Source organism: Ruminococcus sp. RTP21359st1_H3_RTP21359_211015, assembly GCF_040909065.1.
GTDB lineage: Bacteria > Bacillota > Clostridia > Oscillospirales > Ruminococcaceae > Hominimerdicola > Hominimerdicola aceti.
Window position 1 is genome coordinate 38,584 of record NZ_JBDGDD010000020.1, and the last position, 17,164, is coordinate 55,747.

Annotated in this window: 12 protein-coding genes and 3 pseudogenes; 2 read left to right on the plus strand and 13 right to left on the minus strand. The window is 48.9% G+C overall.

All coding sequences use genetic code 11. The annotated features are described in order from the left end of the window. Positions 1 to 314: 314 nt before the first annotated feature. The 13 genes and pseudogenes from AB5Z01_RS09400 to AB5Z01_RS09460 all read right to left on the minus strand — a co-directional run. Positions 315 to 2,279: pseudogene (locus AB5Z01_RS09400) on the minus strand (VirB4-like conjugal transfer ATPase, CD1110 family); the annotation flags it as partial. Next, a complete protein-coding gene (locus AB5Z01_RS09405) occupies positions 2,182 to 2,631 on the minus strand; it encodes a PrgI family protein (protein ID WP_022788455.1) in 450 nt (149 codons plus the stop codon). The gene AB5Z01_RS09405 and the pseudogene AB5Z01_RS09400, both read right to left, overlap by 98 nt. 6 nt (positions 2,632 to 2,637) lie before the next feature. Beyond that, positions 2,638 to 3,201 (minus strand): MT-A70 family methyltransferase, encoded by a 564-nt coding sequence (locus tag AB5Z01_RS09410; protein ID WP_368365497.1) that lies wholly within the window; start codon positions 3,199 to 3,201, stop codon positions 2,638 to 2,640. Between the two features lie 21 nt (positions 3,202 to 3,222). Next, a complete protein-coding gene (locus AB5Z01_RS09415) occupies positions 3,223 to 4,086 on the minus strand; it encodes a VirB6/TrbL-like conjugal transfer protein, CD1112 family (protein WP_215637037.1) in 864 nt (287 codons plus the stop codon). Positions 4,087 to 4,157: 71 nt separating this feature from the next. After that, the gene (locus AB5Z01_RS09420; protein ID WP_002566673.1) at positions 4,158 to 4,373 is read right to left on the minus strand and encodes a Maff2 family mobile element protein; all 216 of its coding nucleotides are present in this window, start codon (positions 4,371 to 4,373) and stop codon (positions 4,158 to 4,160) included. A gap of 95 nt (positions 4,374 to 4,468) precedes the next feature. Then, positions 4,469 to 4,696: a hypothetical protein gene (locus AB5Z01_RS09425; protein WP_008689695.1), complete on the minus strand. Its 228-nt coding sequence runs from the start codon at positions 4,694 to 4,696 to the stop codon at positions 4,469 to 4,471. Positions 4,697 to 4,724: 28 nt separating this feature from the next. Next, a pseudogene (locus AB5Z01_RS09430) lies at positions 4,725 to 5,276 on the minus strand (type IV secretory system conjugative DNA transfer family protein); the annotation flags it as partial. A gap of 152 nt (positions 5,277 to 5,428) precedes the next feature. Beyond that, the gene (ltrA, locus tag AB5Z01_RS09435; RefSeq protein WP_368365492.1) at positions 5,429 to 7,315 is read right to left on the minus strand and encodes a group II intron reverse transcriptase/maturase; all 1,887 of its coding nucleotides are present in this window, start codon (positions 7,313 to 7,315) and stop codon (positions 5,429 to 5,431) included. Beyond that, complete coding sequence (locus AB5Z01_RS09440) at positions 7,260 to 7,496, minus strand: hypothetical protein (RefSeq protein WP_368365493.1); 237 nt, start codon at positions 7,494 to 7,496, stop codon at positions 7,260 to 7,262. The genes ltrA and AB5Z01_RS09440 overlap by 56 nt, the downstream gene beginning before the upstream one ends. A gap of 556 nt (positions 7,497 to 8,052) precedes the next feature. Further along, positions 8,053 to 9,303, minus strand: a pseudogene (locus tag AB5Z01_RS09445) (VirD4-like conjugal transfer protein, CD1115 family); the annotation flags it as partial. Continuing rightward, the gene (locus AB5Z01_RS09450) at positions 9,300 to 9,776 is read right to left on the minus strand and encodes a PcfB family protein (RefSeq protein ID WP_368365494.1); all 477 of its coding nucleotides are present in this window, start codon (positions 9,774 to 9,776) and stop codon (positions 9,300 to 9,302) included. The gene AB5Z01_RS09450 and the pseudogene AB5Z01_RS09445, both read right to left, overlap by 4 nt. 42 nt (positions 9,777 to 9,818) lie before the next feature. After that, positions 9,819 to 10,031 carry a DUF5348 domain-containing protein gene (locus AB5Z01_RS09455; RefSeq protein ID WP_008689697.1) on the minus strand — a complete coding sequence of 71 codons (213 nt, stop codon included), beginning with the start codon at positions 10,029 to 10,031 and terminating at the stop codon, positions 9,819 to 9,821. Between the two features lie 101 nt (positions 10,032 to 10,132). Next, a complete protein-coding gene (locus tag AB5Z01_RS09460) occupies positions 10,133 to 11,278 on the minus strand; it encodes a DUF6017 domain-containing protein (protein ID WP_008689698.1) in 1,146 nt (381 codons plus the stop codon). Between the two features lie 1,120 nt (positions 11,279 to 12,398). Here AB5Z01_RS09460 and AB5Z01_RS09465 point away from each other — a divergent pair. Both AB5Z01_RS09465 and AB5Z01_RS09470 read left to right on the plus strand, forming a co-directional pair. Beyond that, positions 12,399 to 14,099 carry a recombinase family protein gene (locus tag AB5Z01_RS09465; RefSeq protein ID WP_195220688.1) on the plus strand — a complete coding sequence of 567 codons (1,701 nt, stop codon included), beginning with the start codon at positions 12,399 to 12,401 and terminating at the stop codon, positions 14,097 to 14,099. Positions 14,100 to 14,231: 132 nt separating this feature from the next. Continuing rightward, positions 14,232 to 17,164: Ig domain-containing protein (locus tag AB5Z01_RS09470; RefSeq protein WP_368365495.1), on the plus strand; the 2,933-nt coding region annotated here is incomplete at its 3' end.

The following is a 17,164-nucleotide window of genomic DNA, read 5'->3' on the forward strand; positions in this document are numbered from 1 at the left end:
TTATCATCCCATCGTTTACGAGCCTTACACTCAGGACTTTTGTCGATTGCAACAAAATATACTGGACATGACTAATTTATAGCTTCTTGCGGTTATCCAAGCTGTCTCAAGCTTCTTCCCCGCTTTTCACCGAGCTTCGTACAATTCACCTGTCACAATGAAATGCACGTCGGAGATTAGAATTTTTGTAACCCGTCACACCGGGTCAGACAGGAACTTCCCCTGTCAAATCGAATATAGAGTTCAGATTTCATTAGAAATCTGTCTTGCTTTGTTCCATATTTCTATGGAGATTAACAAGAAACAAAGCGCACGTCTTGGACAATGAGCATACCGATTTTCTTTAGCTGCTTGCCCAGCTCCTTGATGTCAAAGGCCACAATGCGGTTTTGAATGTCGATGTTGGTTCTGTGGTTGAACACATTTAAGCTGCCGGACACATACAGGTCAAGGGCCTGCGCCACCCGGTCGGCCTCCGGGATATGCTGGTCTAACAGGGCTTTGTGCAGGTCTGCAAGGATGGGCATATTTTCCGGCTTGGGGTCTGCCAGATAAGGCCGGTAGATCACCTGTACCGCCCGGTCGATCACCGTCTTTTCAATGGCTTCCAGCCCGTTCTTGCCGCCCATGACAAGCTCACAGAACGACAGCACAAAGTCGGATTTCAAGGCCAGCGGGTTTTCATCCTCGGAGTAATTCAGGTTGATGTCCAGCGGGTTCACATAGTTTTTGCTGGTAGGCGACAGCTTCACCACCTGCCCATGCAGCCGCTTCACAAGGGGGTAATACTCGGCCTCTGGATCACAGATATACACATCGTCCGGGGTGCAGAGGAACACGCTCAAAATTTCTGATTTACAGCTCATACTTTTGCCGCTTCCCGGTGTCCCCAGCTTTAGCCCGTTGGGACACCTCGCCCGTTTGCGGTCGAGCATAATCATGTTGCCGGTCTTGGCGTTGATCCCGTAATACATGGCGTCGCCGCCCTGAAAAAGCTCCTGCGTCACAAAGGGGACGAACACGGCCACGCTGGAAGTCGTCAGGGAGCGTTCAATCTGGATGTGGCTGGCCCCCAGCGGCAGGCTGCTCATAAGCCCCTGTTCCTGCTGGTAGTCCAGCCGCACAAGGGAACAGTTGTATTTCTGGGCGATCCCAGCAGCCCAGAATACATCGTTTTCCAGCTTTTGCCGGGTGTCTGCGGTATTCAGCACCAAAAAGGTAAGCTGGAACATCCGTTCATTCCGGCTCTGCAAGGTCTTTAGCAGCTCCTTGGCGTCCTGCCCGTAGGTGGCAAGGTCGCTGGGAAGAATATCCATGTCGTAACCGCTTCTTACCGCTCGTTTCTGTTCCTGAATCTTCATGGCGTCAAGGTCGGTGATCTTGCGCTTGACCGTCTTAATGGCGTCGCTCTGGTCGATGGCCTGCACATGGAGGTTCACCACAATGCCGTTTTCCGTATTGAGAAAATCGGCCAGCATTTCATCCGACAGCTCCGGGGAAAGGATTTGCAGAAAGCTCACCACCCCGTATTTGCCGCCCAGCCCGAACATCCGGGCATTGCCGAAGCGGAACGAGGACGGGGCGATAAAGTCCTTGGTGGAAAGCCCCGACGGGGCAAGCCACTTCCAGTCAAAGGAGAACGGTTCTCCGTCCGGGTGGAAAATGCTGTGCATGACTTCCAGCCGTTCCTTGGCGTCCAGTCCCCACGCGGAGGCCCCCATGCTCTTGAAATAGCCCAAAAGGTCGGTTTCGATCCGGCGCAGTCTGGCGCGGGCCATTTTCAGGCTGTCCGCCTCAATGGTGTAGGTCATAAATTTCCGCTTCATCAGGCCGTTGTTTCCGTTCACAAGCTGGTCTTGCAAAATGTCGGAATACTCGCTGCGGATGTCGTCGAAGTCGTCCCCCTGCGCCCGGATTTCAAAGCTCTTGGCGTACTGCTTGGGGTCGATCTTGCGGTTGATAAAGGAAAACTGCACATGAATGGAAGCGTCCAGATAGTTGTAGAGGTCGCACAGGTTTTCAAAGATGGCGGTCTTGGTGTCCGCCTGCGCCAGTTGGTAGCTGATGTCCGTAAACTCAATGCACTTGGAAAAGGTGCGGGGCGTCACCCGGCACACGCCGTCCTGATACATGGCCTCATAGGGAATACTGGCCTGCGCCGAATGGGGCTTGCCGTCGCCCTTATACTTTCGGATGACGGCCTGAATCTCTTTCTTTTCGGCGCGGGTGAGCTTGACCGGCGCTTTTGCGCTCGTTTCGTTCTTTTGCTTTTTGGACAATGGCGTTGACCTCCTTTTCCATTTGGGATTGCCGCACAAGGGCGGTATAAGCGTTGTTGGTCTGGTAGGGCCGTTCCTTGGGCTGGATGAAGCAGCACTCTACGATCTGGCGCACCACCACTTCAAGGGGCTGGCCGTGTTTTTCGTAAAGCGCCAGCAGAAAGCCCGGCAGCATGGCGAACACCATAATGAGCGCCGCCGCGCTGGTCGGGACGCGGCCCCGGATCAAAAAGAAAAGCGGGACGCCAATAAGCAGCGCACCGCCAAAACAAATGAGCTGGCGTTTCGTCAGCCCGAATACTACCTTGGATTTGACCTTGGTTAAATCCTTGGGGACAGTTACATAAGCCATAAAAAGTCACCTCGTTTCTGGTACGGACAGGGAAAAATCGCTGTCCACTTCATTGCCCCACACATCCCAGCCGGGGATTTTCTGTCTGGCAAACAGTTCTGCGCGGGGCAAGTCGCCCGCAAGCTCTATGATTTTCTCACGGGTAATGTCTGGTTTCTTGCTGTGTTCCTCCACCTGGGAAATGATAAACTGATGGACGCTTTTGGAGTAACGCTTGGGATGGCCCCGCTTGGCAAGCAGGCAGATTTCCGCGTTTCCTCTCGTCCAATAGCCCAGTCCGTAAAACCATGTGGGGCTTTTGCGGTTCAATTTCAGCCAGACAAAGGCCACGGTCTTAAAGGAAAAGCCCCACGCCTTAATCAGACGCAGCGCCTCCGGGAGCTGGGGGAAAGTCGCCCACAAAAACAAGAGGCAGTCTTTTTCCGCCAGCGTTTCCACCGGCAGGGTGCACAGCTCATCAATGCTCATGGTGGGATAGTGATGTTCCGCCGCCCCTGTCCGTTTGCACTCATATCGCCACGGCGGGTCGGCGTAAAGGATGTTGTAGGTTTTCTTTTGTGTTTCTTTGATGGTTGGTATTCCTCCTGTCTGTCAATGTGCGGTAAATACGGCTTTCGATATGCTGCCGGTCTTGAACAGACAGAAGCAAAGCAAAACGGTATAGCCCATACAGCCCCAGATTGCGCCGGATATGTCGTCGGCAGTTCCGATCTGCCGGATCAGCACCGCATAAATCCCGACAACCACCATAATTAAAAAGGCTTGGAAGCCCAGCGCAAGCAGGGATTTCAAGTAGTTCTGGCCCATGCCGCGCCACTCTGCATTGCCCAGCGTGGCAAGGGGGATCGGCCCCAATGCGGTCACGGCGTAAATTTCAATCATTCTTCCATAGGTCACAAGGAAAATGCAGATGGAAAGAATGTTCATCGTCAGTCCCACAACAAGGGTCTGGAACCACAGGCCGAGAAGCGGCCCGATGTCCATTGCTTCAAGGCGGCTTTCCAGATCAGGCAGCAGCGTGTCAAAATCAATGCTGGTATCTCCGATAATTACACCGGCGCTCTGGTTGACGACGGCTTGGGTGGCGTCAAACACGCCCATGACGATATTCCATGTGTTCGTCACAATGAGGATGGCAAAGGCGCTTTTGAAAATCCAGCGGAAGAACATGGAGCTGTCGAAGTCGTGCATATTGTTCTTTTCCACGATCATGTCGATCAGCTCATAGCACATCACAAGGGCGAGAATGGCCGCCGCAATGGGGACGATCACCGTTTCGGACAGGTTTTGCAGCATGGAAAAAATGCCGCCGTTCCAGTCCTGCGGGGTACTGCCCACATCCGACGCGATTTCCCCGACTTTGGTATTGACTGTGTTAAACAGGCCGGACAGGTTGCCCATGATACCGTCGATCAGGATTCCTTTGATCCATTCCCCGATTAAATCACCGATCATGTGGGGACACCTCCTTTCCCGCGCCCTCCCAGATCAGAGAGGGCGCGGAGGGTTTTCTAACACACATGGGGTTATCCCAGCAGCCCGGACAGCAGCGGAACAAGGGTCATGCCGATCAGGGCAACGCCACCTCCGGCGACAAGCTGCTTGATTCCCTGTGACTTGCTTGCCGGGTTGTCCGCCCCGTATCCCTCCAAAAGATTGACGCCGCCCCATACGCAAAGCGCTCCGCCGAGGCCCACAACGATGGTCTGCAAAGTATCAACTGCACTATTGAAAAATTCCATAAATTTACCTCCATAAATTCAGATTGTGATGGTGTTTGGGTGCAAAAAAGCCGCCGTACATAGCGGCAGCCTCACAATCCGCAGACGGCCCGGAGTTACTGGCCGTCCCGCCATTCCAGCACAGCCAGCGAAAAAATTTCGCCCCATGCTTCACACAGTCTGCGGTCTATTTCCCTTGCAAGTTCTTTGGCTTCCCCGTCCGTGGGCGGGGTATCATGTTCCGCGATCCACTGGCACAGCACCGCAGCGGAAATGATTGCCCGGTAGATTTCTTTCTCATACCTGAAATAATCCGCAAATGTCCATTCGTCCGAGTGTCCCATCGGTCACGCTCCTTTCTCTATGGCCGCTTTATTCTGCGGCAAAATCTTCATCCGACAGCTCAATGTCGTAGAGGTCAAAGGGTTCGTCCTCCGTTACCACGCGCCGCCTTTTCCGGCGCAGGGACGACAGGTAGCTGTCCACATCAAAGGTGTTCTTTTTGTCGGCGTCCGAGAGGTATTTATAACGGGGGTGGCGGGTGATGTCGTATTTCTCACTGAAAAACGGCCTTACGCCGCGCACCTGCAAAATACACTTGCCTCCGTCCATCGTTGCAATTTCGTCTTGGCTCATCAGCTCCTTTCCGAGTTTTTGGTAGTTCAGTCCGTGGGAGGTCTGCGCGCCCCGGTTCTCGCTCTGGTTGTAGCTGTCAATGGTTTCCTTGCCCAGCACCTCCGCGATCTCCTTGGCGTTCTTGCCCCTGCCACTAAGGAACAGCGTACAGTCGCAGTTGTCGGAAATGATTTCCGCCGCGTCCTTGTAAATGGCCTTTAGCTGCGACTGGCTCTGTAAAATAATAGAAGCCGAGATTTCCCGGCTTCGGATGGTGGCGATCAGCTTGTCAAAGTTTGGAATTTGGCCGAATAGCGATAGGTAAGACCTGAGCGGCGCGTCAGCGCCGCTTTCCGTCTTTTCCCCCGCTCCACACCGTGCGTGCGGCTTTCACCGCACACGGCGTTCCATCGACTTTGAAAAAATTGTAAATAGATACAGTTTTCAGTGAGCGATTGCGTTTAGATTGAGAATAAGCCTGCTGTTTTGCGCAAAGTGTTCAACTTCGCACGCTGTCTTACGTTTAACCGCAATGTTTGAACAAGGCGTGCAATTACCTCGCTATCAGTGGCATGGATCAAAATATGGACGGTCTCTGTAACCAGCACCAGATTCCCGTATTGGTCGTTACCGCCTTTCTCTCGCGGGAGCTTGTGGTGACAATGAATGTCCCCGATTTCAAGCGGCTGTTTGGTAACGGCGCAGCACCCATGTTGAGCGCAATACAGTGCCAGTCTGTTGTTGTTCAGTTCCACACTTGCAAACTGTACCGGGTTCCGCATGAGGTAGTGTAAAATGCTCATATTTACGGATTCCAGATTTTTGTGAATACTTCTGCGGCCTTGTTCCGTGTACTGGTTCACTTCCCGCCGTTTGTAGAGCGGTGCTTTGGCTTGGATATATCCAATGGGGATAACAGCCTGACCACTCACATAGCGAATTTGCTTGCTTCTTCCATACCGCTCCGCAATGTAGGCGGGCAGAGGGTTTCCTTGCTTTTGCAAGCGCTCTCTCAATCTGTTCTGCATGGTTCGAGTGATGCCGAAGGCAATTTTACGAATGTCTTTGCTGATGTGGGTAGCATAACGATAGTAGTTGTGAACACCTGAAACATAGGCGTTATAGGCTCCAATGGCTTTGTATTCCTCATTCACATTTGCCTGGGATTGGATTCTTTTCACCATTTCCCGCGTTTGCCGCTTCACTTTCTTGACTGCCTTATCGCTCATGTGCGATTCTACCGCGTACTTTGCTGTGCCGTTGCTCTTGACGCCTTTTCTCACAGCTCTTAGCTTGAAGCCGAGAAAATCGGAGTATTGCCTTTTCAAATTGACAATTCTGGACTTTTCGGGGCTGATGTCCAGCCCCAGCCGTTCCTTTAGCCAATCTCTTGTAGCGGCAAAGAGTTTTACTGCGTCGCTTCGCTTGCGGCAGAAGATTTTGAAGTCATCGGCATACCGGACGATGTAGCACTCTTTTAGGACAGAGCCTTTTCGGAGCATTTCATACTTCTGGCTTTTGTCAATAACCCCATTGTCAGACCGCGCATATTCACGGTTTTTGCGTGTCGGCATATTCTCCCACTGGCTGGCAATCCACCAATCCAATTCGTTCAAGACGATATTGGACAACAGTGGGGAAATGATACCGCCCTGCGGCGTCCCCTTTTGCGGAAAACCGATTCCTGCAACTTCTGCTTTCAGCATGGCGGATATGATACTCAGCACACGCTTGTCCTGTATCCCCATATTCCACATCTGCTTGAGCAGTTTTCCGTGGCTGACATTATCGAAGAACCCTTTTATATCAATATCAACCACATAATGCAGACCGCGCTTTTGTATCAGCGCATAACACTGTGCCAGCGCGTGTTCTGCGCTCCTGTTGGGACGGAAACCGTTGCTCCGCTCATGGAATTTCGCTTCGCATATCGGCTCCAGAATTTGCAGGAAGCATTGCTGGATCAGCCTGTCGGCAATCGTAGGGATTCCCAGAGGGCGAGTTTTCCCTGTGTCTCCTTTGGGGATTTCCACCCGGCGCACCGGCTGGGGCTGGTACTGCTCCAACCGCCTTTTTATATAGTGAATGAGTGCTGTGTTTGTGAACTTTGACAGGTAGCGGACAGTTTTTCCGTCCGTTCCCGCCGTTTTGCTACCCTTGTTTTTGCTGATATTTCGGTAAGCAAGTAAGATATTTTCATCAGCGGCCACCAGCTCCATCAGCACGGTAAAGCGTTTGTTTTCCGCACTTTGGGCATAGAGCCTATCCAATACCTCCTGCAAGCCGAAGTATTCAGCGTTGCGCAGTTTCGCTTTCTTTTGCAATTTCTTCACTGTCATAGTCGGCATACCTCCTTTGGGGTGTGCCTTTCTTAGTCATACTCGAACCTATGAATACTGTTCTTTTATTCTTGCTTTCAAAGCCGACTGGTGCCTGTTCCTCCACCGCCATTACAGCAGCTTCAACGGTCGCGGCACCGCTCTCAGTTGGATAAAGGCACGTTATACAGTCTGCTTTCCGTGCTAGCACTTCACAGCGCCGCAATGCACTCCATGCTCCAACCTTTCCACGTTCCAATATTCCTATCTGTGCATATACCTTTAGGTGGCCCCTTTAAGCCAGTGCGCTTGGGCGGCGCCTGTAACGCCGCAGGGAGTTTCATACTAACAACTCTTACTCGTCCCCACGCACACCGCCATAGGCGGCAACCGCATTTCTGCGGCTCATTCGTCTTGACCCGTACATTCAGGGCTTCGTCAGTGCGTTCCACCGCACATCCTCACCATGGGCATTTTATAGACCCCCGGCGTATCATCTGCACACCCCACCGCTGGGGCGCTTTCCTCGGCTTGACCTGTTAGGGCAGACTTCCGCCGACTTCCGCGCGCTCTCGGACACAGTGCGTCTTTGCGCTTGCACCATGCCCGGCGCAGTCTTAGGGCAGGCGTTTCAGGGCGTTACCCCATCATTCCACCTGTCGGAATATCAGTTCTATGAAACTGATTTGTTCTCGAAACTCCTTTCAATTTTCTTATTTTTTTCTCAGCTTCACGCCTAACCTTTTCAGTTAGGAACGTGTCGCACTGTTGGCGAACTCGTCCAGAATCAGCCGCACATGGACGGGCAGCCGCCCGCCGTATTTGTCATCGGCCCGGTCACACAAAAGGTTGATAAGCTGGCTTTGCACCATTGCCAGAATAAAATTAAAGGTCGTGTCCGTGTCCGACATAATCAGGAACAGGGCCGTTTTTTTATCCCCGATGGTGTCAAGTTCCAGTTCGTCGTCCTCCATCAGCTCCCGCACCTCCCGGATGTCAAAGGGCGCTAATCTGGCTCCGCAGCTTATCAAGATGGAGCTGCGGGTCTTGCCTGCCGACAGCAGGAATTTACGGTACTGGCGCACCGCAAAATGTTCCGGGTCTTTTTCTTCCAGCCGTTCAAACATCTGGTCTACCGGGGATTGAAATTCCGGGTCGTCCTCGCGGGCTTCACTGGCATTTATCATTTCAAGCAGCGTAGTGAAATTCATTTCATCGTCCGGCGCTTCGTACCAGATATAGCCAATGAGGGCCGAATACAGCAGGCGTTCCGATTTGATCCAAAAATCCTCGGCGCTCTTTTCGCCCTCGCCCTTGGTGTTGCAGATCAGCGTGTTTACCAGCTTCAAAATGTCCTTTTCCGAATGGATGTAGCGAAACGGGTTATAGCGCATACTCTTGGAAAAGTTAATGGTATTCAGCACTTTTACCCGGTAGCCGCACCGCACAAGGAGCTGGCCCACCTCGCCGATCAGACTTCCTTTCGGGTCAGTAATCACGAATGAGGTCGGGTAGTCCTTGGACACGCACTGCATAAGGTTGGGCTTCACAAAAAATCTCGTCTTGCCGCTGCCGGAACCGCCGATCACCAGCACATTTTTGTTCCGGGCGGTCTTGGGGTCTTTGGGACGGTTGTTCATGGTAAGGCGTTCCGTCTGGGTCAGGAGGATGTTGTTGTCAAACACCGGGTCGATGTACGGGGCTATATCTTTCGGCCCGCCCCAACGGGCGCTGCCGTACTCGACGCCCCGGCGGTATTTCTTGGCGTTCTTGCTTTTGCAGTACACCATCAGCCGCAATGCCACCGCACCGACCACTCCCACCGCCAGATCGAACAGGTGGAAGCTGGGGGCGGCGCTTTCAAAGGCAAGGGAAAAGCCATCCGCAAGGTGCAGCAGCTTCTCCGACAAGTCCGCCCCAGCCGCCAGCCGGTAGGTCTGTCCCAGCTTGCCGAACAGGTACACAAACAGCAGGTAGGGCAGGTTGGCGATTATCATTTTTTTCATTTCCGGCTTCATCGTGACAGCCCCCTTTCCTTGATTTTCTCCTTGGTCTGCTGGCTGCTTCTGGCCGCTGTCTTTTCTTTCAGGACGGCAAGGGTCTTTCGGATGGAGGGGCGTTCCTGCTGTTTGAGCTTCTTGGCTGTAAACTCCTTAAACGCCTGTTCCAGATTGTCCGCCTGCTTGGATTTGAAGATCACGATATACCGGGGCGGATGGGTAGTGCGGTCTTTCCGCAGGGTAAAATCAATGTCGTATTTCTTGGCGCAGGGCTTAAACAGGCCAATGTTGGCGTCGGTGATCTCAATGTTGGACAGGGCGGAACCGTCCTTTTTGAGCTGCCGTAAGCTCTGCTGTCCGTGATGGACCTTGCCCGTCCCTTTCTGCCGGGCGGCCAGATATTTTCGGATGGCCGCTTGCAGCACTTGGGCGGTGAGCTTGCCCGTCTTAACCGCTAACGCTATGGTTTTCTGGTCTACTTCTTCCTGCAACTGCTATCCCTCCTTTGGAAAGTCAGCAGGCAGGCGGATGGCTTAAATCCGCACCCGCAGGCCGGAGAGGTCGTCGGCATGGATTCCCACCAGATACCAGTTCTCGGCCATTTCAATGCGGGTCGGCTTCCATCTGCCGCCCACCATCACATCAAAAGTTTCTCCGCAGTGCAGGCCGCCGTAATAGTCCGCAAGGTCAAAGCGGATGTCGTAGCGGTCTGTCTGCTCGTCAAAAATCAAAGCACCCTGTTTCATAGGGCCGTCCTCCTTTCTCGTCGTCACAAGCTCCATATCGCTTGTTTCCACGCAAGCGTGAAAAGCTCGCTCATTTCGCTGTTCCTCCTCTCCCCACAAAATCACCGATTTTGCGGGGTTCCCCAACTGCCTGTGTTCATGTCGTGGGCCACCAGCGCCGTGTAATAGCCGTTGATGGTGCTTGGGGCGTTGAACAGAACCGCCAGCAGGTATTTTTTGATGTTCCGTATTTCCGTGGTGTTTTTGCTGATACAGTCAAAGACAAACTCAATGTGAGAGCTGTTCAGCTTCATCAGCTTGGATTTCACCAGCTCGGCGGGGTAATCGTCCCCGGCAATGCGGATGGTCTTTCGGGCGCTGCATACGGTTTCCACCAGCAAGTCCACGATCTCGTCCAGCATATCCCGGTCAATCCCCTTGGCGTACTGGCAAAGGTGTTCATACTCGATGTTGTCCTTGATGATCTCCCGATAAATCTCTACGGCGCTCTGTGATTTCGCTCCCGTTCCTTTCCGTTCCGGCGGCGCAGCCGCTTCTTCCCCCAAAGGAGAGGGAGGGGAAAGGATAGGAATGGAATCGGTATTTGATCCATCTGTAATTGATTTGTCTTTACTTGATCTATCTTTATTTAATTGCGTTGGTTTTTCCTGCGTAGGCTTTTCCTGCGTTGGATTATCCAATGTTGGATTTTCCAATGTAGGTGAATCCGGCACAGGCTGGGGCTGTTCGTAAATGATGTAATCCGCCCCGCGCAGGCGGCCTTGGCTGTCACGCTCACGGGAACGCACGATATAGCCCGCCTGTTCCAGCTCCCGGACAGCCGCCCGGATCGCGTCGATCTGTTCCCGGTTGATAAGGGACAAGCCTTTCAGCGTAAAATCCCAATCCTCCGGCAAGGACAGCATTTGCGACAGCAGCCCCTTGGCTTTCAGGGACAAGTCCTTGTTCCGCAGGTGGTGGTTGGACATCACCGTGTAGCCCCGGTTTTTCTCCACTCGAAAAACTGCCATCTCGTCGTCCACTCCTTTCACTTGAAATTTCACCGCGCCGTCAAGGGCGGTGCGCTTGCCCGGCTGGTAGGGACATTCCTCATACACACAAAACTGGTACTTCCAGTGCGGGCGGTAGAAACGGCAGGTGCCGCAGTCCTCCGGCGCTCCGGCCTCGCCGCTGTCAAAATGATCTGCGCCCGGCCTCGTCTGCATGAGCTGTTCAAAGGCCCGGTCGCTGCCGGAAGTAAAGTACATAGGCGGTCGCCTCCTTTCTGGTTTTGGGCGCAAAAAAAGCGGCGTCCTGATCTCCCCAAAGGGGAAAAGAGAACGCCGCCGTTTGCGGTGTCGTATTCAATTTTCGATGTGTCACTATTTGGGCGGTGGGCTTCACGGGAAAGTAGAAGCGTGTCAAAGCTCAATCCGAAAGTAGTAAATCGGTAGTAAATTCAGTTCTTATATCCCGTGAAATGCCCGTATTTCCGGGCTTTTTGGAGATAATCAGAGTTGTCCATTGAAATATTTGATTTAAGCAATTATGTACTTTGCACAAATCAGCAGTTTGAGGTGTAGCCAACAAAGTGCTATAATTCATTGCAGGTTAAAGGGCAGGCGTCATAAGCCGCCGACCCGCTCACAGCGGACAGCAAAGCTGACCGCCAAAGTTCCGTAAACACGCAGTTTGAAGAGAAATTTGTGTATAATTTCAGCGGTCAGCTTATGGAGTCAAAGTGTGACTTGCAAAGAAAAATAGGAGTCACAAATTGCAGAAGTCACGCAAAAATGGCGTGAATACGAGCTTTACGATAGGAGTCACTAGATCAACTAAGCGAAAACGACAAGAAAGAGGATACTTCTAAACGTTTAAACGTTAAAAATTAAGCTATATAAAAAATATACTAATAATGCAACAAATATACAGCCCATATTTATTGCAGTTGATGATTACGTTTTCTTGATTTTTGTGATATCATTAGCTTGAACAATAATGCAGTAAAAATGGATAATTCTATCTTTTGCGTGAAAAATAATACTTAAAAGGAGAGATGTTTATTGACTAAAAAAACAGGAAACCCTAATTACAAATTGGAAATGAAGAAAAAAACTTTAGCCGCCTGGACAAAATTACTACTTAATAGTGGTGAGATTGACATCAAAAAGTACAACCGAATGCTAATGATGATCGAAAGGTTGGCTGCGTGAAAAGGAATGCAATGCCCATAGGCATTGCTACATATTACCACAGGTAAATTGTTCCCTGCCGTTGACCCCGCATCTTCGGCATGTTATAATCATAATGATCTGATACGCATTACAAATGTGTAAATCTAAATAAAGTCACAAGTCTTACGGCTTGCCACAGAGAGGAGTAAATTAAATGGATATCTATTCAGCCGCTGACCTTATGAAACGTGAGCGGAAAACAATTTTTGATCTTGAAATCAATGTTACATTTTATGCACGAGTATCAACGACCCGTGATGAACAGGAAAACTCTATTGAAAATCAGATCAATTTCTTTACAGAAATGATAAAATCAAATCCAAATTGGAATTACATTGAGGGCTATGTTGACAGAGTAAGAGGTGAACATGCCGAGAACCGTGCAGAATTTATGAGAATGATCGAAGATGGAAAAGCAGGAAGGTTTGACCTTGTACTTACAAAAGAAGTCAGCCGTTTCGCAAGAAATACTATCGACAGCCTTACCTATACCCGTGATCTTCTCCGAGCAGGGGTAGGGGTCTTCTTCCAAAATGATAACATTTGTACCATTGATTCTGACAGCGAAATGCGTCTTACTATAATGTCAAGCATCGCCGCTGATGAAGTCAGGAAGCTTTCTGAACGTGTTCGCTGGGGTCACAAGCGTTCAATAGAAAGCGGAAATGTTATGGGCAACAATCGTATATTCGGCTATGATAAAGATGACTGTAAACTTGTCATAAACGAACCTGAAGCAGAAATGGTAAGAATGATATTTGACCTTTACTCTACTGGTGATATGAGCGTCAGAAAGATAGAACGAATACTATATGATAAGGGCTACCGTGGACGCAATGGTACAAGGATACATCACAACACCGTTTCAGGCATTATACAAAACCCAAAATATAAAGGATTTTACTGTGGTAACAAAGTAAGAATAGTTGACTACCGCACAAAAGAACAGCGTTTTTTACCCAAAGAAGAATGGGTGATGTATAAAGACGAAACAGGCGAAGTCGTACCTGCCATAGTATCTGAGGAAATATGGAACAAGTGCAACAGAATATTTGAAACAAGAAGTGCTGCCATAAAAAGCCGTGAACACTCATTTAAAGACACAAGTGTCTTCACCGGTAAGATATGGTGTGCAGCTCACGACAAGCCATATTGGAGGACAAGTTACTCAAACAGCGTATCAAAAGGTCAGCCAATATATCAATGGATATGCTCAGAAAAAAAGAAAGAAGGTGCAAAAAGCTGTGCGTCATTTGCAATAATGGAATCGGAACTTTACAGCATACTGTCGGGATTTTTCAAGGACGTGGCTGAAAACCTTGAGGATTATGTTGAAACATTTCTTCGGATATATAAAGAATCAGACCGCTCTGCCGAGGCAATGCGGCAGGTAAGCGGCCTGAAAGCAACACTGGAAAAGGAAAATAAAAAGCGTGATAAACTGCTGGAGCTCTATATGGAGGAGCTTATCACAAAATCAGAATTTACAAAACGTAATACCGAGAGCAGTGAACTAATAAAAGGAATAGAACATCAGATAAGATTTATCGAAAAGAAAAGCGAAAACGACAATAGTTATGCAAAAGCTGTAAAGCGGATTGAAAAATACTTCCGTGAAATGTATGATCCTAGCCTACCAATGAACAAGGAACAAGTCGACGAAATGGCAAAGGCAGTCATAGACCGTATAAGTGTAGTTCCAATAAATAAGAACACAATGAAACTGGAAATTAAACTTCTGACAGGTGAATCAGAGCCGATGACATACATTAGGAACGGAGAAAGATATGCTCGGCGTTCTGGACTCACCAGCAAGAAGATGATCGACGCTTACAAGACAACAGGCAACAAGTAATTTCTCCCAAAAGTCCTAAAAACTCCGCCGTGGCATTCGCTGTGGCGGAGCTTTTTACTTGAAATCAGGCAAAAAAAGTAGTATAATATACACATAGGGTCGGGGTAAAGATCATAGTAAAGAGGGATAAATATGTTGACTAAAAAGATCGCCGCAGGACTTACCGCTTTTGTTATAACAGCTTCTGCCGCACTGCTTCCGCTTCCAGAAAGCATTAACGGCATATTGGGGAACACCGCTATATCAGCTCAGGCTTATTCTGCAAACGGCGCCGTAAAAATGCCGTCAGATTTTCTGACTTTTAACAGCTCCGATCAGGTTTTCGTAAACGTGGTTTCTGCCACTAAAAACGGACTATACTATTATACTGTGGAAAACTACAAGAAGCTAATTAAATTCTATAGCTTTTCCAGCAACTCCGTGAGAACTGTAGCAACGCTTGGTGACATTATAAATGTATATGCCAATAACTCCAAGATCTATTATATCGAAAGAGATACCAGCACATACAATTCCAGCGTGAAGGGCTCGTCATATTCTTATTACATAAAGACCTTTGACACCGATACGGAAAAGGTGACCAAAAGCGTTAATGTGAGCAAGTATACGCCCAATGGTATTTTAAATTACCCAAACTGTTTTGGCGTTGACGATAACGGCAGGATATATTACTATGTAACAGACAGCAGTGGTGCTGAAAAAGGCGATAATCTATTTCTGCTGGACTCAAACGGAAATAAGCTGTCCTCCTGCAGTACTGATGTTGCCATAACAAAGTTCTCAGGTTTTGACAGCACAAACGGAAACTTCTATTTTGAAAGAAACGCTGATTACGTTTATTGGGGCTATACTCACAAAATGAACGCCCTTGGCTTTGGAAATATTTCAAATAACAAAATAACCGTGTCTGATAAATCTATCGACTATTTCTATCAGAAATATTACGATTATCATTATGACAACGCACAAATGCTTGGCAACGGCAAGCTTGCGTGGACTTCTTCTGCAAGCGGCACTGTAAACATCGTGGACTCTGCCAAATTTCATACATCAACAGATGATACATTATATCTCTTTGGAAGCGTTTCAAGAGCGGAACATGAAAACAAAAATGATCTCTACAACAGCGTTGGAACAAGAACTGTATACAACAGCGAAAATGACAGCACTATCATGTATGTAAACCACAACACTCTTATGGAGTTCAACAATGATTTCAAGCAGGTGGCTTCATATAAAACAGCTTATCCTGTTTTCGCTTTGTATTATACGAACGGCACTGTGACAGCCATAGAGCGTGATACTGACGGCAATTTCTACTCAGAGAATATTGCTTGGAAAATGCCTAGCAGTGTTACGATTTCAAATTCTTCTGCCACGCTCAAAACGGGCGACAGCCTTAAACTTTCTGCAAAGGGTAATTCCGATATAGACTACGGCTTCACATGGTCAAGCAGTGATAATTCTGTGGCTTCTGTTACAAAAGACGGCAAGGTGTACGGAAACAAGGCAGGCGTATGCACAATAACCGCTACCACCGACAACAGTGTTAAAGCAAGCTGTACAGTGACAGTTACGCCTATGGATAGCGACACAAAAGGCTCAGCAACTTTACTCAGCGGACGTGCAACATACAATGCTTCAGATAACCATTACAACACATGGTCATCTGTCACAAACTCTTATCTTGTACAAAACAGCGACGGAACGCTCACAAGGCTTGAAAACACATCAAGCGGCATTGTGGTAGAAAACTATTCCGCAGACGGCAAAAAGCTTATCTCACAACGCACTATTTCAAAAGAGCTTAACCTATTTGGTGGATTCTATTCAGGAAAAGACTATAACTATCTCGTGTTCGGTCAGAACAACACTGCCGAAAGCGACAGCAAGGAAGTTGTAAGAGTAGTCAAATACACCAAGAGCTGGAGCAAGGTAAATTCATGCAGTATCTCAGGTGTCAATACAACAAAGCCGTTCTCGGCAGGCTCACTGAGAATGGAAGAAGCGGGTGGAAAGCTTTATGTTTACACCTGCCATGAGATGTATGCTGACAGCGACGGCATAAATCATCAGGCAAATATGCTTTTCACCATTGACGAATCATCCATGTCCCTGACCGACTCAATGTATGACGTTTCAAATCTTACAGACGGCTATGTTAGCCACTCTTTCAACCAATTCATCAAAGCTGACGAAAGTGGAAAATACATCTACAGAGTTGACCACTCAGAGTCAAGCAACTACACAATGAACGGCTCTTACCTCTCTGTAAACGGTATTACTCTCACAAAATATAAGGCTGACGGAAAATCAACAGCCGTGAGCGTTTCTATCCCTGTTAAGTTCGATATGAACAAAAGCAACTACACAGGCGCTTCAATAGGCGGTTTTGAGCTTGGCAGCGGAAACTGTCTGATAGCCTATACAAAAGACGTTTCAAGCAGTTGTAAGACAAGAAATGTTTACATAAGCGTCACAGACGAGCTTTTCAACGGCACACAGAACATTGCCCTCACAAACTACGGCACATCAAGTAAAGTGACCTGCCGCACCCCTCAGCTTATAAAGATAAATGACAATCTGTTCCTTGTTATGTGGGAAGAATACAACAGTTCCACAGGCAAGACCGCCACAAAGACAATGACAGTTGACTCAAACGGCAAAACTGTTACCAAAGCCATTTCTCACTCCTTCGTACTTTCAGATTGTCAACCTGTTGTATGCAGTGACGGCATGGTAAAATGGTATGTCACAAATAATTCAGCACCGACCCTTTACAAGCTCTCACCATTTGCGCTGGACGATTATCATGAACACAGCTATACAAAAACAGTTCTCAGCAACGCCACCTGCACCACCGCAGGCACAGTAAAATACACCTGCTCATGCGGTGACTCCTACACAGAAACTATCCCAGCCACAGGTCACAAGTCAAGCGGTTGGATAGTTGACAAGGTGGCTTCTATCGGAGTTAAAGGCTCAAAACACAAGGAATGTACAGTCTGCAAGAAAGTTCTTGAAACGGCTGAGATCCCTGCACTTTCAAGAATTAGCATTTCAAA